Raw genomic sequence first — 18,361 nt, forward strand, 5'->3', positions numbered from 1 at the left:
TTCCAAATCGGCTCATTTCTTTCTCTCATGGCGGGCGATCGCCACACAAAACAAGCGTGAAGCACCTAAAAAAACACTTTAAGTTTCGTCTGCGAGCGAACTCCCTTGCGGCGAAATATACCCTCGCAATGACAGCACTTGTTGTCAGTATCGTTGCGGGGGTGAGTGGTTTGACGATTGCGAGAGAACGTAACACTTTCCGCTCAGAGTTAGAGCAGCAAGCCGAAGTGATGCTCAACACTGTAGTGGCCATGACCAGTGATGCTTTTTATCAGCGAGATTTCGATGATCTTGAGCGGTTTATGGATAATCTGGGGTCAACCCTAGAAGATGATTTATTTAGCTTCGGACGCGTTTACCAATCAGATGGACGCGTTGTATCAGACGCATACCAAGCTGATATTGAAATTTATTCCCTAGAGGCGGAGCCGTTCGGACAACAGCTCATCGCCTCCGAAAATATTGTTTACCTTTGGGAAGACAATCAGCTGATTGTGGGTCGGGCTGTCTCTATTGGCGGTGATGTGTGGGGGGCGATCGCCATTGGTCTGTCTACAGATGCTCTCAAAGCAAAAGTTACAGCCGTGAGAAATCAAGGTTTTGTCTTAGCGATTTTTGCGGTTGTTATTGGCATAATCCTGGCAAGGATATTAAGTCGTTCTATTACAGAATCTCTGCGGGAACTCACTGCCGCCACCAAAGATTTGGCGGAAGGGAATCTCGACCAAAAAATCACAGTGGCAGGTGAACAAGAGCTGGCTGACCTTGCCAATAGTTTTAACCTGATGTCCAGCAATGTTCGCACTTTAGTTCAGGAGTTACAGGAACAGGCTGAAGCACTAAAAACAAGTGAGGCGATCGCCTCAGAAAAAGCCCTCAAGCTCCAAATTGCAATGGAAGAGCTGACAACGACTCAGACCCAGCTGATGCAGAGCGAAAAAATGGTTAGCCTCGGTCAACTCGTCGCAGGAGTCGCCCATGAAATCAATAATCCCATTAACTTTATCCACGGCAACATTAGGCACACGATCGATTACACAAATGATTTATTAGAACTGCTAGATGTCTATCAAGACCACAATCCAGAGCCTCCCGATGATATTGCGGATCTCACAGAAGAAATTGAACTGGATTTTCTCAAAGAAGACCTGCCAAAGATGCTGCAATCCATGTGGACAGGCACAGAACGTATCCAAGAAATCGTTAAATCTCTGCGTAACTTTTCGCGACTAGACGAAGCAGAGTTTAAAGCAGTCGATCTTCATGAGGGTATTGATAGTACCTTAATGATTCTCGAAAATCGTCTCAAATCCAGTGGTAGTTTCCCAAGAATCGAAATCAGAAAAAATTATGGTCAGCTCCCAAATATTGAATGTTTTCCGGGTCAACTCAACCAGGTCTTTATGAATCTGATTGTCAATGCCATCGATGCCCTAGAGAGTAAAGGAGAAGACAAAACTTACGAAGAAATTGAAGCCCTAGATCCACATATTGCGATTACAACCTCTCTAATCGAAGATAACTGGCTTAGGGTTTGTATCCGCGACAATGCTGGTGGCATTCCACCAGAAGTTCAGGCAAAGTTATTTGACCCATTTTTCACCACTAAGCCTTTAGGTAAGGGCACAGGCCTGGGACTGTCCATTAGTTATAAAATCATTACTGAAAAACATTTTGGCCATATTTCCTGCAACTCGATAATTGGTGAGGGCACAGAATTTGTAGTGATGATTCCACAGCTCTCCAAACATGGCGTACAACAGACATCAGAAACCGTTAGTTCCACTTCCCTTTAAAGATATTGCGGGAAAAAATACGAGTTGTAAGGAATTCGATAAAATACTTGGGCGCATATATTGAGCATTTGAAAAGGGACGTAGGATAGTCATGACCGTTGCAGTTGCCATTCATAATCTTCAGAAAAGCTACGGCACAAATCCTGCAGTAAAGGATGTGTCTTTCGAGGTGGAGCGTGGCACAATTTTTGGATTATTGGGGCCAAATGGCGCAGGGAAAACCACCACGATTCGGTGTCTCTGTACTTTGGCACGACCGGATGCAGGAAACATTGATGTCTGCGGTATTTCAGCTTTAGCCAAACCCAAAGCAGTGCGACAACGCTTGGGATATGTGGCGCAAGAGGTAGCGATCGACAAAATTTTGACCGGACGCGAACTCCTCAATTTGCAAGCGGCGCTCTATCATCTCCCGAAAAAATTTATTCCCCAGCGAGTAGAGCAACTTCTTGGGGCTTTGGGTTTAGCAGAATATGGTGACCAGAAAACGGGGACTTATTCGGGGGGTCTGCGTAAACGTCTTGATTTGGCCGCAGGTCTACTCCATCAGCCAGACGTTTTGGTTTTAGATGAGCCGACGGTTGGTCTCGATATCGAGAGTCGGGTGGTCGTTTGGGATTTCCTGCAGCACTTACGAGCGGCCGGGACAACAGTGATTATTACGAGCCACTATCTCGAAGAAATTGATGCCCTTGCGGATAATCTCGCCATTATTGACAAAGGTAAGGTGATTGCAGCAGGAACTCCTAACGAACTGAAAGATAAAGTTGGTGGCGATCGCGTTACCCTCAGAATTCAAGAGTTTACATCTGATGAAGAGGCACAAAAAGCCACAGAGGTTATTGAGAAGCTAGATTTTGTCGAAACAGTTATTATAAATGGAGCTCAAGGTAACTCTTTAAATTTAGTCGTCAGTCGTCAAGGCAATCATCTCAGCGCTATTGAACAGACGATTCAATCTGCAAATTTACCGATTTTTAGCTTGAGTCAATCCCGCCCAAGTTTGGATGATGTTTATCTCGCAGCAACCGGTCAAACTCTTATGGATGCAGATCTTGCCGCCGCAGCGAAGCGGGATCTCAAAAAAGAGAAAAAGCAACAAATGAAAGCCTAAGTTCTGAAAATCTAAGGGCGATCGCCTTTAATCCTTTCCCAACATCATCACTATCAGAGATAAACAATGATTCGTATCTATGGCATCCGTGAACAGCTAAATCCGATCAAAGCCAAACTTTCGGATGTGGTTCATCACTGCATGGTGGAAACACTAAAATTTCCCGATAGTAAGCGATCGCATCGATTTATACCGCTTGCCTCAGAAGACTTTTATTATCCAACTGACCGTTCCGAAGCCTACACCGTAATTGAAATTACGATGATAGCTGGCCGGACTGTTGAGACTAAGAAAAAACTCATCCACTTATTATTTGAAAAGATTGAATCGGTGCTTGATATTTCGCCAGTAGATGTAGAAATTACTATTATCGAATCTCCTGCCAGTAATTGGGGATTTCGAGGGATGACTGGTGATGAAGCGAAGCTCAACTATAAAGTCAATGTTTAAACCAAGAAATTTAAGAGACAAACTTCCAACTTATAGATGAAAATTACTTGGGATAAAAAAACTGCAGCCATCAATTTTCAGACCTATGGCCTTCACTTTTCTGATGTCGTCGCAATTTTCTATGACAGCAATACCCTCGAACTCGGTGAAACACTCATAGAAGGCGGCAGAAAATATATCGCAATCGGTATCGATCAACTTTTTCGTACCTCTGTGATTGCCTATGATTTCCATGATAGTCACATTAAAATAATGTCAGCGCGACTGGCTACACCTTCAGAGAAATATATGTATGAAACCAGAATACGATTTTAGTGAGGCGCGCCAAGGCGCAATTGTCCAGCAACCAGCGAACAAAACAAAAGTCTCTTTCTATCTAGATAATGCAATCCTCCGAACGCTACAAGAACAAGGAGATTTATCTGAAGAAGGATATCAATTTATTATCAACAAAATTTTAGAAGAATCCCTCGATGGCTTTTTTTATCCCCAAGAAAAAATACAAGTTAGACATCTGGGAGCCTTTGTTTACCGATTACAAAATTTGATTGAGAAAGGACAAAATCATCTTATTAAGCTGCGAGAATATGATATCGATAAATACGAAGATAGTAAGAGAGATTATTACTATCAATCTATGGCTTGGCTGACAACAGTAAATAACTTGGTTGAGATCTTTTTTCAAAATCAAGACATACTCTACGTCAAGCGTTTGAATCAACTCGCAGAGAAAATGACAAGTGGCAATTCCATCGGTCGGATGACCCAAGTACTCGGCATTCTTGAAGAATTATTATTTGATTTAGAAAAAGATACTTTTGATCTAAAAGAAAACCCTTCTCTCTAGAAATGTTATGGCTTATCGCAGCTGTATCTTTTCCAACAGAGAGTAAGCAACTTGAGGTAGGATCAGAATTCTGTTTCGGCTCTGGTCAGCTATGTATCTGAAAAGTCTCCACCTGCGTAATTTCAGGAATTATCGTGAGCAATACATTGACTTCACTGCCCAGAAAACAATTTTGATTGGCAATAATGCCCAAGGAAAATCTAATCTTTTAGAAGCGGTGGAGTTACTCTCCACATTAAAAACCCATCGCACTAGCCGTGATGCTGATCTTGTCCTACAGCCAGAGTCTAGTGGTTCATTACAAGCGGTTATTAGTCGGGAATATGGAGATTCTGAACTAAATGCAGTTTTGCGAACGAAGGGTCGACGCACTCTTGTACTCAATGGGGAGACTGTCCGCCGTCAAATGGATGCGCTTGGTATTTTAAATTCGGTGCAGTTTTCTTGTCTCGATTTGGATTTGGTGAGAGGTGGCCCTGATTATCGGCGCAACTGGATTGATGGGCTTTTGGTGCAGCTTGAGCCTCTATATGCTCATATTTCTCAGCAGTATCAGCAGGTGCTTCGGCAGCGTAATGCACTCCTGAAAAGAATTCGTAAACTCACTCAGGAAGGGGTTTCACTGTCTTCTGATGCGTTGCAAGAACTCCAACTTTGGGATCTGCAATTGGCAGCAGCAGGATCTCGCGTTACAAGGCGGCGATCGCGGAGTTTAGCTCGGTTAATACCTTTAGCGCAGAAGTGGCATCGAGAAATTAGTAGCCATACCGAAAATTTAGTAATTACCTATTCACCAAATGTTGTGTGGACGGAAGATGAGCCGGAATCGGTACAACAAGCTTTCCTCGAAAAAATTGAGCAACGACGCACGGCAGAAAAGCATCAAGGTAGCAGTATGGTCGGAACACATCGCGATGAGATTGAGTTTGAAATCAATGGCACTCCAGCCCGTTTCTATGGTTCGCAGGGACAACAAAGAACGTTAGTTTTGGCACTGAAATTGGCAGAGTTACAGCTGATTGAAGAGGTCGTCGGAGAACCCCCTTTGCTGTTATTGGATGATGTTTTAGCGGAGTTGGACCCGTCACGACAAAATCAGTTGCTCGATACAATTCAGTCTCGTTTTCAAACGATTATTACGACAACTCATTTAAATTCTTTTGATGCAAATTGGCTTAAGCATGCGCAAATTCTGACGGTAGAACAAGGTCATCTTCAAGAATTTGAGACTCAGCCGCAACCACAACTTTCAACAGATCTTCAGCCTGAGAAAGCGACGAAAAACTCGGAAAGTGTCACCAAGCACTCTGATTGAAATATAACTTGATTATTTGAATTGTCCTATTCGTGGGGCGATCGCCGGGTGTATCGATCCCGAATGCCCTAAGCCTAAAGAGATCGTAAGAGGGATGACAAGATTTGAAAAATCATAATAATGTAGAACATAATCTTTCTCTAATTATTGAGTCCCCATGCCCGCTGAGCTGCCCCAACCAAAACGAATTAAAACTCCCAACCCGGCAAATTACAGTAGCCCGTCCGTCCCAATTTCTGTTTATAAACAGCTTGCCGGAGAGTTGAATGTGGTGAAAACAGAAGTGGTGGCGCTGAAATCAGAAAATCAGCAACTACGCTCTAATAATCAGAAATTACAAAACCAGGTTCACCAGGTTATTCAGGCAGCAGAACACCTCAAACAGATGGTGAATCGCTATGACTTTGGGGCAGAAACCTATCAAGTTCAGGCACAAAGCGTTCCGCAACCGCCTCAACAAATGATGCCGCCCACGCCTCAGCCCCAATTACCTGCGGCAGCTCCTCCAGCACAATATCCCTCAGCACAACAATTCCAAGCGCCTCAACCTGTCGCTGCACCGCCTTCTCAAAATGGCACGGCTCAATACCAGGCCTCTCCCACAATGACCCCTGCAACAAATGCTCCTAAGCAAGTGACAACTGTTGCTCAGCCTAAGCTCAAAAGCTCTGAAGATGTTGAGGGTGGGATTAATGGTTGGGTAATTGTCCTCGCGGCGATCGCCATTATCCTGACGGCGTTTGGCGCTGGATACATGGTAGTTTTACCTCTGCTAAACAATAACAACACTCCATCTCAGTAATTCATGGCAAATATTCAGGCACTTAGAGGGACAAAAGATATCTATGCACCAGAAATCGCTTATTGGCAGATGGTGGAAGCGGTGGTGCGTGATTGTTTAGGGCGGGCAACCTACCAAGAAATTCGGACGCCTATTTTTGAACAAACGGATTTATTTCAGCGGGGTATTGGTGAAGCCACCGATGTCGTCAGCAAAGAGATGTACTCGTTTACAGATCGTGGCGATCGCTCCCTTACCCTCAGACCAGAAGGAACAGCTGGTGCGGTACGTGCTTACATCGAGCGTAAATTATTTGCCCAGGGTGGTGTGCAACGGCTTTGGTATACGGGGCCAATGTTTCGTTATGAACGTCCCCAAGCTGGTCGGCAACGGCAATTTCATCAAGTTGGTGTTGAGGTACTCGGTACTAATGATGCCCGCGCTGATGTGGAAGTAATTGCGATCGCTACCCAAATTTTAGGCACGTTAGGTCTTAAAAATTTAAGTCTTCAGCTCAATTCTGTTGGCAATAAAGAAGATCGCCAACGATATCGAGATGCTTTGGTGGAATATCTAACACCCTTTAAAGCAGACCTCGATAAAGATTCTCAGGATCGACTAGACCGTAACCCTCTCCGCATTCTCGATAGCAAGGATAAGAAAACTCAGGTGATCGCCAAAGATGCCCCAAGCATTTTGGATTATCTCAGTGAGAGCTCAAAAGCTCACTTCGATAAGGTGCAAGCCTCCCTCGCCAATTTGGGTATCGATTATCAGCTCAACCCTTGTTTAGTCAGGGGTTTGGATTATTACACCCACACCGCCTTTGAAATTCAGTCGAATGATTTGGGAGCACAGGCAACAGTTTGTGGTGGCGGCCGCTATGATGGTTTGGTCTCAGAACTGGGTGGCCCTGAAACAGCGGCAGTGGGCTGGGCAATTGGTTTAGAGCGACTCGTCATTCTATTGCAGCAGTTGGCTGAAACGCCGACCCAAAGCCTTGATTTTTATGTGGTGTCCCGAGGGGATGCAGCGGAGGCTTCTTCTGGAGTTTTGGCGCACAAATTACGATTAGCAGGCTTTTCCGTCGAGCTGGATCTTAGTGGCAGTGCCTTTGGGAAACAGTTTAAGCGGGCAGACCGGAGCGGGGCGATCGCCTGTCTGGTGCTCGGCGATGACGAAGCGGCAAACGACCAAGTGCAACTAAAGTGGCTCCAAACAAAGGAGCAGCTAACCCTTGCACAATCTGAGCTGCTCGATAAGAGCGGTTTCTGGAAAACACAAATTTTATGGAACACACCCAAGCAACAGGCATAAAACCAAGGATTTTTACGATGGGTAACTGGGACTTTCTCTTACAAAAAACAGGCGATAAACAATGGGGTACTGCCCATAAATCCGATCTGAAACTCAAGGCAGGGAGCTATCGCATTGCAGCGAAGGGAGATCCCAGTGTTGATGTGGCAGTCACCGTTGAGTTTGCCAGTGAAACGGCATCGGAAGGAGAGGCTCCCAAAACCCAAACCCGAGCAAAACGTACTAATGCGAAGGGATTGTTGGCAATTGTGCCCTTTACCGAATTTAAAGCTGGTCAATGGACCATTAGCTGTCAGAGTCTTGACCAAAATAATCCTTGGGAGAAAGTCCTCAATATCCAGGTCAAAGGGGCGATCGCCAAACCAAAAACATTCAAACCGCTCCCGCTCCCTCCCAACCCCAACCTTTTTTCCTTTGATGGCTCTCTCGGCACCACCGAACCAGAACAAACAGAACCCCAAGTTGTTGAGTCAGTTGATACCGAAGAAACGGTTTTAGATCGTTCCCTCGCGAAATTGATGGCAACGAAAAATGAGGATGCCACTGCTGCCGAAAGTCTAAAAGAAACAGTGAGCGATACCCTCAAAGATCTTGAGGTTCAGGAAGCAACACCCACAGAAACTGAGCTAGAAGATTGGAGTGATACCGAAACGGCAGCTGGTCTTTTACAAGGTTCATTGCAGGAGTTAGATGAGCTCCTCAAGGCTGAGCTAGAGCCCATTTGGCAAGAAATGGATCGCACGGCTCAAAAACAAGCTGCTCAATCAGCACAGGAGTTATCGCAACCTGATTTCCTCGCGGTCACTCTGGAGCAGCCGGTTTTAACATGGCAAGGCGATCGCCCGGTCACTATCGCAGGAACATTACGCGCGACAAAAGATATTCCCGAACAATACCAGCCAGCCCTCAGACAAATAAAAATCCGTTTTCAGCTAGTTAACCCTCAAAATTCCCAGCAGCAAGTTGCCGTCGAGCAGCAACTCAATAACCCTGAATTTCCCCACAACTTCCGACAAGTGATTGCCATCGATCCAAACTGGCAAACCCTCACAATTGTGGGCGATATTACCGTAGAAACGAATGAACAGCCTCCACAGATCTTAGCGACTCAAGGTTTAAATCTCATTGCTGATTATCAGGCGATCGCCGCAAATATTCACCTTCCAGAAGTGCCTCCTGAGGATGAAGCGCTACTAAACGATGGTGATATTGACTTGCCCGAACCCGAGTCTTTTGTTGTTGCAGAAACAGTCCCTGACTCGAATCCTAATACGACGATTTTGCCGCCCAAACTTAGCACTCAAGGGCGTACCACCGCGGCAGCTCCCGAATTGCCAACATTTATGAAAACATCTGCCAATGCAGATCATTCCCCGATTGGTGAAGCTGTCCTCGAAGAAGCAGAAATCACTGAAATACCCACCGATTCAGATTCAGATTCAGCATCAGAACCAGAGACCAAAGCACTACCTGGTGGCGATGAACCAGTTGTGATGGGAGAGCGATCGCCAACAACGGAAGATTCAGAAACCCCAACATCAGAAGCAGAAGATGATATTCCCTACCCATTTGTTTTGACGCCTGAGGAGACTCAAGAGAATGGGGAAATCCAAGATAATACTGATGAAGAAATACCAACTGTAACAGAGGTAGAAACAGAAGAAGATGCTTCTACTGGCGTACCAGATCTCGACTGGAATTCCCGTTTCTTCCAACGCCTTAACGTCATGGCAACGGATACTTCTGGCTCAGCATGGCTAGAGGATACGGCACAAAACAAATCCGAAGCGGAAGATTCAGTGGTCATTTTCCAAAAGGATGTAATGGCAATGCAGCCTTTAACGCCAGATCCTGAAGAGGGTGAAAGTCTACCAAATACGATGGAAATCGTGGTAGATAGTCTATGGGAAGAAGCTGAAGCAACCGCAGAGCCTCAAGCAACCATCGAACCTAGTTATGATGCCTCCGGATTGCCTCACCCACCAGAGTTTTTGCAAGATTCGGATATTCCCGATAATGCCATTCAAGCGTCTCAACCAACGCCGGAACCGGTTTTAAGTTTGACGAAAACTGAATATCGACCTGAAGATATGGCCGTTGTACAAGTCACCTTACCGCCCCATCCTGATCGCCTTTACGTCAAACTTTGGCTACAGGATCGACAAAGTCGAACTTTGTTGGCAGGCCCTTATCAACTGACGGATTTTACGCCTAATGACAATGGTGAATCGGAGACTTTGACGCAAGTTTTAATTCCCCAGGGAGCTATCGAAATTCGCTTCGAGGCGATCGCCATTAATCCGAGGCTGCAACAGGAAAGTCGTAAAGTGGGCATTGATCGTCGGGTAATTCCTCAGAATTTTTCAGAAATGAATTGGGATGACCTTGAAGTTTAGAACGTAATCCTGCAAATTCCTATTTCTAAATTTAGGCAAAATCCATGAATAAAACACTCACCATTGTTGGCGTGGCGATCGCTGGAGTTGCGGTACTGGGTGTCGGTGGCTATGCACTGGCGGACTCTTGGCTGGATAACAAAGCTGAAACTGAAGTTGAAGCACAATTACTCGAAGCGACAGGCGGTATGTCTGAGGTAGGTAGTGTTGATGTCCAATTGCTTCGCCAAAGGATAGCGCTCAAAGATATTCAAGTTGATGGCATTGAGGGGATCGCGACCGAAAAACTCCTTAGCATTCAACAACTCACCCTCGATAAGCCCAACCTAAAAGATAATGCGGTCAGTGTTGACAAAGCAAAGGTGGAAGGCATCACAATCAATATTGACGGAGATACAAGTAAGCTCCAATCCGCTTTCTTCGCCTATGGTGGCCAGCCGGGGCACTCCGAAGTTGCTCTAGACGAGTTAGCAGATCAACTCTCCACGTCGAATAACACGACCCAATCAGCCACTGATTTTAGTATCGAACAACTAGAAATTGGGGCGATCGCCGTAAACCTTGATCTCGAAGTCCCTTGGCAAACAGAACGATTGCAACATAACATCACGATTCCAGCGACAACCATCACCGATGTGACTGATGAAAACATTAGCGAGAAATTGTTGATTGCTCTCGGTCAACCTGCAATGCAGGAATTACAAGCCTTATTCTTTCAGCAAATTTTACCCACATCCATAGAGGAACTATCCGAAGCACTTCCCGCTGAAATTGACCTCTCAGATATTGAACTACCTGAAGGGGTCGAGCTTCCCGAAAATATTGAGCTACCTGATATTAAACTTCCCCAAAATAGTAATTAACCCGAACGAACCAGTATAAATACCTCTGCATTACGTTATTACAGGCTGTTTTCAAAAGCAGTAACCAATCATCCTTAGAGCTTGGTGAAATTCAGTCAAAATTTTTTGTCATCTTCACCGGAAAATGGTGTGTGGGCCATGAAAACTTATTTGCTATCATTTGCAGACAGTCCAACGTGGCGCAGTAATTTATGGGTGGTTTCGGTTTCTCAACTTTCTCTCAGTTCAAGCAGCGATTAATGGCTTTATCCCTTGCCCTCGGCATCGGTAGTCTCAGTCCACTGGCCCTCTTATCTCAGCCAGTTCAGGCAAAAACAAACCAATATTGTCGTCTCGATGCTCAGGCGATCGCCGCCAAAGATCAGCTGCGAGAAAAGGCATTAAGCGGTGACCAAACCGCCCAGCAAGAATATACAAAATTACTCGACGAGCACGGCAAACAGCTCAATGAATGTCGTCAGAAAAATTGGCCGAAAGATCAAGCTATTTGGCTGCGTGTTTATCCCTGTGATACCAGAGCAGGCGTGATCGATAAAGTCCTTGATGACATCGTTAATAAAGGCTATGACCACCTCTATCTTGAGGTGTTTTATGACAGTCAGGCACTCCTCCCAGAAAACCAAAATAAAACCGCTTGGCCTTCAGTTTTAAAGACAAACGGTCTCGAAGATCGAGATCTCATGGCAGAAATCATCGCGAAAGGCCATGCCCGTGGCTTGAAAGTCTACGCTTGGATGTTTGGCCTTAATTTTGGTTATGTCTATGCAAATCGGAGCGATCGCCGCACAGTAATGGCACGGAATGGCTTCGGTCAAACCAGTCTCGATTTTGTGAAAGATGGCGCCCAAGCCTTTGCAGATCCCTACAATCGTACGGCTCAAGAAGATTACTATAAACTCGTCAAAGAAATTCTGAAGCGCAAACCTGATGGCGTGTTATTTGACTACATTCGCTATCCTCGGGGAACTGGCACCCAATCCGTAACAGCGTCAGTCAATGATTTGTGGATTTATAGCCCAGCAGCAATCCAAGCCCTCTACAACCGCGCCCAGAATAAACAAGGATTAGTCCTCATCGAAAAATATCTCCGCAACCGTAAGATCACCGTTGGTGACGTTACAGCTGTTCGCGCCCAACACCCCAATGAAGATACACCGCGTTGGCAGGGACGTAATGCTCAAGCTTCCGAAAAGAATCTCTCAGACTCCCAGCTTCACCAACGCTTACAAAATGATTTGTGGTATTTGACGGTAGGTCATGCAGCCCAAGGTGTAGTTGATTTTGTGAATTTGATTGCCCAAGCCCCGCAACGACAAGGCGTTCCTGCAGGTGCTGTATTTTTCCCTGGGGGCAATCAAATTGTCGGTCAGCGAGGCTTTGATTCGCGCCTACAACCTTGGGATAAGTTTCCTTCCTCCCTTGAATGGCACGCGATGGCTTATTCGGTTTGCGGTAGCCCCCAATGCATTGTCAATGAGATTGCGCGAGTTGTACGATTTGCGTCCTCTGACACTGAAATCATTCCAGCACTCGCCGGAGATTGGGATCGGGCCATTGGCAATCGTCCTTCCTTAAAAGATCAAATGGCCGCCATCCGCGCAAATTTCCCTCGGATCGACAGCGTCAGTCATTTTGCTTATTCATGGCAGGAACCAACTTCAGATAATGAGCGTAAATTCTGTCGTGTGTAGGATTACTTAAGTTTGGTAGCGTCATCACTTTCATCGTGGGAAACTCAGATCACGAAGAACGAGGGCGAATATTTTGCTCAAGGCGCTACCTGACAATCTTGTTGCTTATAAAAGAACCCCAGAATTCACCAAGACTTCCATCCCTCAAGGCTTGCTCCATAGTCACAGTACAAAAGCAGAGGTTTGGGGGAAAATCGTTGTTTTGGCAGGCGAGCTAACCTACCGAATTTTGGAACCAACTATCGAAGAAATTTTGTTGACTCCTACCCAATTTGGCATTGTAGAGCCCACAATTCATCATGAGGTTGTTCCCTATCGAGGTGTATGCTTCTATGTTGAGTTTTACCGCGATCCTCTACCTCATCGCTAAGGAATAGGCAACTATCACAGGAAAATTGAATATCCTCTAAAATCCGGCGATCGCCCAAACTGTCATTCCAACCACGCCTAATCCTAAAGCAACCCACACAAACTGATTGTCTTCGGTTTCAATTTGCGAGAGATCTTCAAAATCGTCAATAGATAATTCTTTTTTAGTCGGTTGTTGTTTCCCTTCGACATAAAGGGATTGGGTGGATTCAAAGTTTTCCATGCTCGGTATCTGGGTGAGCCATTCCTTGGGCCGTTCTAGTTTTGGTGCTTCGAGGATATAGAGTTGACGGCGAGCTCGTTCAGCAGTTTGAGGAAAAGGATGGGTTGCTAATTCGCGACAAAGATCAATCGCATCTTCAATTTGGTTATTCGCTTGGTATGCATTTGATAGCCACAATCGCAGTTCACCCCCTTCGCGGGAGAGTTTGGGGACATTGGCGATCGCCTCCAGTAAAAAATCACGGCTCAGACGATATTCACCCTGTAAAAATGCGTCTTTTCCTTGCTCAAACAATATGGTGGTGCTTGTATCCATCTTTAACTAAAAAAATCTTATAAAATTTTGCGACCAGTAAGAATTTGGCGCACTTCTAACATTGCAGAATAGGTCGGCAGAATATGCAATGTTTGGTCTGCTGGGGTCGCGTCTAATGCCATTTGAATCGATTTTTCGAGATTTGTTTCCACTGCCAATTGTGCATTGCCTTGGCAATAATGGAGTCGCAGCGCCATATCGTGGGTGCGATCGCCACTAATAATAATTTTGCCGGGAAACTGGGTGATTTTTTCCATATCCACATCCCAAATCCATGACACATCGGTACCATCAGGAGCACGGTCATTGAGGATTACGAGAGCCGTAGACGTTTTACCTTGCTTTTGGAGATCGGTGACAGCACGAATTGTTTCATTCATTCCCACTGGATTTTTCGAGAGAAGGATGCGGACAGCTTTTCCATCAACTTCTAATTCCTCTGCTCGACCAAAGGCTGCTTTGAAATTTTGAATCTCTTCGTCAATTACATCACGGTGAATGCCTAAATCTTCTGCAAGTAATCCCGCGGCAAGGGTGTTGTATTTGTTATAAACACCGATCAAAATTTGTCCCCAATCTGGACTATGGATATCGAGGACATTTTTCGAGAAACCACAACTATCACAGTGATAATCACCGAGGTGGGATAAATATACGCCTTTGTAATTTAACGATGCGCCACATTGGGGACAATAGATCGAGTCCACGGCATGGGGAATGGCATCAAGATAAAGGTCTGGTTCGCTGAGACCAAAGAACTTAACAGTTTGGGAAAGCTGTTGTCCAAAATGGTTGAGGGTTGGGTCATCGCCATTCACGATAATGGTTGTTTCTGTGGGGAGAGGGGCGATCGCCTCCTGCCAACGTTTACTGATAGTATCCACTTCGCCGTAGCGGTCTAGCTGATCTCGAAAAAGATTGAGCGTGACCATGTGGGTCGGTGTGCAAGTTTTTAGGAGAATAGGAACAATATTTTCGTCTACTTCGAGGATGGCATAGTCAATATCCAACTTACCGACTAAATTTGCCCTTTCAAGTAAGGCTGTCGCTAGGCCATTAATGAGGTTTGCGCCGGTGGCATTATGGGCAATTTTGTAACCCTGTGCCGTCAAAATGGCTTTAATAAGCAAGGATGTGGTGGTCTTGCCATTGGTACCAACGACTAAAATAACGCCTTTTTTTGCTTGCTCGAATAGCTCTGGCAAAACGTTGGGAAAAATCTTTCTGGCGATCGCCCCGGCCAACACGCTACCAGCACTGAGCTTCAGACCCCGCACCACTGCCGTCACTGACTTCGCCACACTACAGGCGATCGCCAACCTTAGAGCTTTTAACATAGACATTCCGTGCGGCATACTCCCAGACTTTCTAAGTCCCTAAAGATAACAGAACTTGCTGTCCATGCCTATTAATTTCCTTATGAAAAGAAGCTTTCAAACATGATCAGCGCCGAAATCTAGGTTGTGGCAAAAATTTCAGACAAAAAAATACAGGATTACCACCCGCCGTGCCGTCTTACCTCAGCTTCTGACCTGGAAAATCCAGGGGGGAACATCATCGCTACTGCATCCATTTCCGAGTACAAGCTCGGTCTACTTCAGCGAGCGTATGACTGGCGTTCCCAATTAGCTCAAGCATAGATCAACAAACAATATTGGCAGTCACCAACACAGTAGGCTTAATCCTGTTAGGAATATATTAATCGATTTTTTTTGTCTGGCGCAACGCCCTAGGCTACAGCATAAAGATCAGCGATCGCCACTGGACTATCTACCTTGACCACAAGCGTGAGGCGATCCTTCGGATTGTTCTGCAAACGCTCAATCGAAAAACTTGCACCACCATAAATCTTACCCAAAGCCTCTGAGAGATCGACTTTCACTGCGCTAAAAGCTTCCTCTGTATTGGGAGCATTAAGGCGATCATTGCTGATGTAGTGAAATTCATTCCCTTTGAGGGTGACACCCGCATCTTTTTCTAGAAGTGTGCCAAATTTTGCCGCAGATTTAACGAGATCAATAATGCCATCAACATGGGATTGACCCTCAACCTCTGGCCATCGACGCTGTACATAGAGACCGTAGAAGTCTTGGTGCTCAAGCATATAGTTAATCTCATAGGTCACCAGCATCATGCCGGGACCATCGGGCACATGACGATAATCGACAACATCAATTAATGTGCCACCAATTTTTTCGTTACGAATCCACTCTTGGAAAATACCAATCAAAGAACCTTCATCAAAGCCATCAGGAGCTTGGGCCGGAAACTTCACACAAAAACGTTCAATATGCACGGGTTTATCTCTAAGTAAATAAAAAGTCAATTTAAAAATTGGTAGTCAGGCGGAAATGTCCCACCTGACTAGAAGTGCTTCAAGTAAGCATCGCTACAAGCAATTAGCTAACGCCTTTCTTCAACATCCACTGCTTAAAGCTCACAGGGCTCGTAATCCCCTCGTCCACCATGCGGGAATTACAGGAGTGAGCCGCTTCAATAAAGAGACGTGCTTCTTCAACAAGTTGCTGGGCACGATCTACAGAAGCAGGAGCCTTATCTTCTAGAGCAGCAAAGAAATACTGAGCAAACTTACCTTTCGCAAAGGGGTCAAAGAAGAGTTGCGTATCGTAAAAATACTTACGGAATTCCGCTGCAACAACTTCAGGATCATCTTTAATGTCGATGTTCTGGAATTTAATTAGGGCTTGGGCTGCGCTCACCATTGAGGCGATCGCCTTATCCGCAGCCTGTTGAATATTGCCATTTTGAGGCTCTTCATCGAGTAGGACTGTTGCATCAAAGTGAAGACTTTCCGCATCAGCCATACTGAAATCAGTAAGGGTTACAACTTCACCCGCACATTCCCCAATACCAATATCACCGAGGGTAAACTCACGGCTATCAGCCCAATCAGAATAGAACGACTTATCCTCTTCATAGCTGGGAACCTCAGTAAACGGCTTGAGGCGATCCTTCATTTCCTTACGGCCAATGCGGTTAAAGAAAGCAGGGAATTTCTCATCACCTTGGCGTTCTTTCATGAAAGTATCAACTAAGAATTCCACCACATCAGGGATACGCTTGGAAGGCAAAACACCCATTGATTTGCCATAGGTAGAGGCGTTATTGTCCCATGCTCCACCAAGTACAAGGTTAAAGTGAGGGACACGGCGACGTTGAATGCGACGACTAGAACCGTAGAAACCAATCTCTGCAACCATATGCTGAGAACAAGAGTTAAAGCAGCCGCTAATCTTAATGCGAATATCCTTAATGGCTTGGTTATACTGCCAACCCTTTACAGCCATCCGACGACTTAACTCACCAGCCAAACCACGGGAGCTACCAATACCGAGCTTACAAGTGTCAGTACCAGGACAAGCAGTGATGTCGATAATGGATTGAGCGCCACCATGGTGCATATTGATCGCTTTTAGATCCATATAGAGCGCGGGTAAGTCGGCCTCATGTACCCAACGGATTAAAACGTTCTGTTCAACAGTTGTCCGAATCGTGTCATTTGTATATTTCCGAACGATATCGGCTAAACCACGGAACTGAGGAGATGTTGCATCACCAAGGGGTAGAGAAACCGCCACGGTGATATAGCCATCTTGACGTTGAGGGTAGAGGTTTGTCGTTTTCCACTTCTCATAAGCATCAGTGTCATCCACTGTTGAGCCAGGAGATACAGGTTCTGCTTTACCGCTTTCTTGGTAAGTGGAGAGCTTTTCAATCCATGAAGTCCAACCTGGATCAGGTTCAATAATTTTGCGTTCTTCTTCGACTAAGCGACGGAATTCATCGAGACCCAGTTTTTGGATGAGGAATTTAATACGAGCCTTGTTACGGTTTTGCTTTTCACCGAGACGAGCAAAGACACGGAAAATTGCTTGGGAGAGGGGGAAGATTTCTTCGAGGGGAACGAAGTCAGAATAGAGCTTGGCAAGGAATGGTACAGAACCAAGACCACCACCCACAAATGTTTTGAAGCCTTTAACTTCGACGCCATCAATAACCTTTGTCTTAGCAATAAAGCCAAGGTCATGCATGGATGTCAAACCGCAGGGATTGTCTTCACAACCGGAGAAGGCAATTTTGAGTTTACGTCCAAAGTCTTGGATATCACGGTGTCCGAGGAAAAAGTCTGTAAGTTCTTGGGCATGGCCAGAGACATCAAAAACTTCGTCATGGCAAACGCCAGCGAGAGGACAAGCAGTCACATTACGGACAGAGTTACCACAGGCTTCCCGAACAGTGATGCCCACTGCCGCCAAACGACGGTGCATGTCAGGAATATTGTCGAGGGACAGGAAATGAAGTTGAATGTCCTGACGGGTAGTGATGTGAATAATATTGTCGGAATATTCTTCGCAGATATCTGCAATCAGATCCATCTGCTCGGCAGTCATGCCACCATAGGGAATTTTGATGCGCTGCATTCCCGGTGCTTGCCATTTTGTATCAGGGCCTTTCGTTAGTTCTGTGCGAGGGAAAGGAATAGGCTTAGGTTTTTCGCCATCGTTCCGAAAACCGTTGTCATAGCGCTGTCCATAGGCTCCCCGGCGCAATCGCAGCTCGGCAAAGACCTTTTCATCTAGCTTGTTTTGACGGCGCAACGCCATTTGATTCTCGAATGTATCGATTTCCTCAGCCATCTGTGGGGTGATGCGATCGCCAAGAACGTCTTTCCAAGTTTTGGTAGTTGTCGTGGTCATAGAGTTTCTTCTAGATTTTGAGCTGGTAGGGCTGCCTGTGAGGGAGCAGGCATATGAGTTCGGTATCACTTTTTACCGGAGATATTTTTTCCGGATGTACTATGGTGACACAAAAATCTGGTGTAAAGAACAGTTCTGACAAAATCTGTAATTTTGACCACAGTTT

16 protein-coding genes and 1 other RNA gene are annotated in these 18,361 nt (G+C 45.5%); 12 read left to right on the forward strand and 5 right to left on the reverse strand.

The window, feature by feature from the left end:
- Positions 1-56 precede the first annotated feature (56 nt).
- From LEPTO7376_RS19150 to LEPTO7376_RS19205, 12 genes are all read left to right on the forward strand, one after another.
- Complete coding sequence (locus LEPTO7376_RS19150) at positions 57-1,796, forward strand: sensor histidine kinase (RefSeq protein ID WP_015135728.1); 1,740 nt, start codon at positions 57-59, stop codon at positions 1,794-1,796.
- Between the two features lie 91 nt (positions 1,797-1,887).
- The gene (locus LEPTO7376_RS19155) at positions 1,888-2,910 is read left to right on the forward strand and encodes a daunorubicin resistance protein DrrA family ABC transporter ATP-binding protein (RefSeq protein ID WP_015135729.1); all 1,023 of its coding nucleotides are present in this window, start codon (positions 1,888-1,890) and stop codon (positions 2,908-2,910) included.
- A gap of 66 nt (positions 2,911-2,976) precedes the next feature.
- Positions 2,977-3,360 (forward strand): tautomerase family protein, encoded by a 384-nt coding sequence (locus tag LEPTO7376_RS19160; RefSeq protein WP_015135730.1) that lies wholly within the window; start codon positions 2,977-2,979, stop codon positions 3,358-3,360.
- 36 nt (positions 3,361-3,396) lie between these two features.
- Positions 3,397-3,675: a BrnT family toxin gene (locus tag LEPTO7376_RS19165; RefSeq protein ID WP_015135731.1), complete on the forward strand. Its 279-nt coding sequence runs from the start codon at positions 3,397-3,399 to the stop codon at positions 3,673-3,675.
- Positions 3,653-4,207: a hypothetical protein gene (locus LEPTO7376_RS23950; RefSeq protein WP_015135732.1), complete on the forward strand. Its 555-nt coding sequence runs from the start codon at positions 3,653-3,655 to the stop codon at positions 4,205-4,207. The genes LEPTO7376_RS19165 and LEPTO7376_RS23950 overlap by 23 nt, the downstream gene beginning before the upstream one ends.
- A 91-nt stretch (positions 4,208-4,298) precedes the next feature.
- Positions 4,299-5,522 carry a DNA replication/repair protein RecF gene (recF, locus tag LEPTO7376_RS19175; RefSeq protein ID WP_015135733.1) on the forward strand — a complete coding sequence of 408 codons (1,224 nt, stop codon included), beginning with the start codon at positions 4,299-4,301 and terminating at the stop codon, positions 5,520-5,522.
- A gap of 157 nt (positions 5,523-5,679) precedes the next feature.
- Positions 5,680-6,324 carry a hypothetical protein gene (locus tag LEPTO7376_RS19180; RefSeq protein WP_015135734.1) on the forward strand — a complete coding sequence of 215 codons (645 nt, stop codon included), beginning with the start codon at positions 5,680-5,682 and terminating at the stop codon, positions 6,322-6,324.
- A gap of 3 nt (positions 6,325-6,327) precedes the next feature.
- Positions 6,328-7,620, forward strand: a complete 1,293-nt coding sequence (gene hisS / locus LEPTO7376_RS19185) for a histidine--tRNA ligase (protein WP_015135735.1) — start codon at positions 6,328-6,330, stop codon at positions 7,618-7,620.
- The gene (locus LEPTO7376_RS19190; RefSeq protein WP_041764162.1) at positions 7,593-10,016 is read left to right on the forward strand and encodes a hypothetical protein; all 2,424 of its coding nucleotides are present in this window, start codon (positions 7,593-7,595) and stop codon (positions 10,014-10,016) included. The genes hisS and LEPTO7376_RS19190 overlap by 28 nt, the downstream gene beginning before the upstream one ends.
- Before the next feature lie 44 nt (positions 10,017-10,060).
- The gene (locus LEPTO7376_RS19195; protein ID WP_015135737.1) at positions 10,061-10,879 is read left to right on the forward strand and encodes a hypothetical protein; all 819 of its coding nucleotides are present in this window, start codon (positions 10,061-10,063) and stop codon (positions 10,877-10,879) included.
- 191 nt (positions 10,880-11,070) lie between these two features.
- Positions 11,071-12,570, forward strand: a complete 1,500-nt coding sequence (locus LEPTO7376_RS19200; RefSeq protein WP_015135738.1) for a family 10 glycosylhydrolase — start codon at positions 11,071-11,073, stop codon at positions 12,568-12,570.
- A gap of 73 nt (positions 12,571-12,643) precedes the next feature.
- On the forward strand, positions 12,644-12,940 hold the full coding sequence (locus LEPTO7376_RS19205; RefSeq protein ID WP_015135739.1) for a DUF1971 domain-containing protein: 297 nt from the start codon (positions 12,644-12,646) through the stop codon (positions 12,938-12,940).
- Positions 12,941-12,976: 36 nt separating this feature from the next.
- Here the strand turns inward: LEPTO7376_RS19205 and LEPTO7376_RS19210 are convergent, their stop codons facing one another.
- The 5 genes from LEPTO7376_RS19210 to LEPTO7376_RS19225 all read right to left on the reverse strand — a co-directional run bounded on the left by LEPTO7376_RS19210 (position 12,977) and on the right by LEPTO7376_RS19225 (position 18,195).
- A complete protein-coding gene (locus tag LEPTO7376_RS19210; RefSeq protein ID WP_015135740.1) occupies positions 12,977-13,477 on the reverse strand; it encodes a hypothetical protein in 501 nt (166 codons plus the stop codon).
- 17 nt (positions 13,478-13,494) lie between these two features.
- A complete protein-coding gene (locus tag LEPTO7376_RS19215; protein WP_041764163.1) occupies positions 13,495-14,820 on the reverse strand; it encodes a Mur ligase family protein in 1,326 nt (441 codons plus the stop codon).
- A gap of 152 nt (positions 14,821-14,972) precedes the next feature.
- Positions 14,973-15,159, reverse strand: a non-coding RNA gene (ssrS, locus tag LEPTO7376_RS25190) — 6S RNA.
- Between the two features lie 47 nt (positions 15,160-15,206).
- Positions 15,207-15,773 (reverse strand): hypothetical protein, encoded by a 567-nt coding sequence (locus LEPTO7376_RS19220; RefSeq protein WP_015135742.1) that lies wholly within the window; start codon positions 15,771-15,773, stop codon positions 15,207-15,209.
- Positions 15,774-15,876: 103 nt separating this feature from the next.
- Positions 15,877-18,195 carry a nitrite/sulfite reductase gene (locus LEPTO7376_RS19225; protein WP_015135743.1) on the reverse strand — a complete coding sequence of 773 codons (2,319 nt, stop codon included), beginning with the start codon at positions 18,193-18,195 and terminating at the stop codon, positions 15,877-15,879.
- Positions 18,196-18,361: the final 166 nt, after the last annotated feature.

It is taken from the genome of [Leptolyngbya] sp. PCC 7376 (assembly GCF_000316605.1).
Lineage (GTDB): Bacteria > Cyanobacteriota > Cyanobacteriia > Cyanobacteriales > MRBY01 > MRBY01.

Excerpts from the sequence above, each read along its gene's own strand:
- LEPTO7376_RS19155 (WP_015135729.1), top strand. The coding sequence starts at position 1,888 with ATGACCGTTGCAGTTGCCATTCATAATCTTCAGAAAAGCTACGGCACA.
- LEPTO7376_RS19160 (WP_015135730.1), top strand. The coding sequence starts at position 2,977 with ATGATTCGTATCTATGGCATCCGTGAACAGCTAAATCCGATCAAAGCC.
- LEPTO7376_RS19165 (WP_015135731.1), top strand. The coding sequence starts at position 3,397 with ATGAAAATTACTTGGGATAAAAAAACTGCAGCCATCAATTTTCAGACC.
- LEPTO7376_RS23950 (WP_015135732.1), top strand. The coding sequence starts at position 3,653 with ATGAAACCAGAATACGATTTTAGTGAGGCGCGCCAAGGCGCAATTGTC.
- recF (WP_015135733.1), top strand. The coding sequence starts at position 4,299 with ATGTATCTGAAAAGTCTCCACCTGCGTAATTTCAGGAATTATCGTGAG.
- LEPTO7376_RS19180 (WP_015135734.1), top strand. The coding sequence starts at position 5,680 with ATGCCCGCTGAGCTGCCCCAACCAAAACGAATTAAAACTCCCAACCCG.
- hisS (WP_015135735.1), top strand. The coding sequence starts at position 6,328 with ATGGCAAATATTCAGGCACTTAGAGGGACAAAAGATATCTATGCACCA.
- LEPTO7376_RS19190 (WP_041764162.1), top strand. The coding sequence starts at position 7,593 with ATGGAACACACCCAAGCAACAGGCATAAAACCAAGGATTTTTACGATG.
- LEPTO7376_RS19195 (WP_015135737.1), top strand. The coding sequence starts at position 10,061 with ATGAATAAAACACTCACCATTGTTGGCGTGGCGATCGCTGGAGTTGCG.
- LEPTO7376_RS19200 (WP_015135738.1), top strand. The coding sequence starts at position 11,071 with ATGGGTGGTTTCGGTTTCTCAACTTTCTCTCAGTTCAAGCAGCGATTA.
- LEPTO7376_RS19210 (WP_015135740.1), bottom strand. The coding sequence starts at position 13,477 with ATGGATACAAGCACCACCATATTGTTTGAGCAAGGAAAAGACGCATTT.
- LEPTO7376_RS19215 (WP_041764163.1), bottom strand. The coding sequence starts at position 14,820 with ATGTCTATGTTAAAAGCTCTAAGGTTGGCGATCGCCTGTAGTGTGGCG.
- LEPTO7376_RS19225 (WP_015135743.1), bottom strand. The coding sequence starts at position 18,195 with ATGACCACGACAACTACCAAAACTTGGAAAGACGTTCTTGGCGATCGC.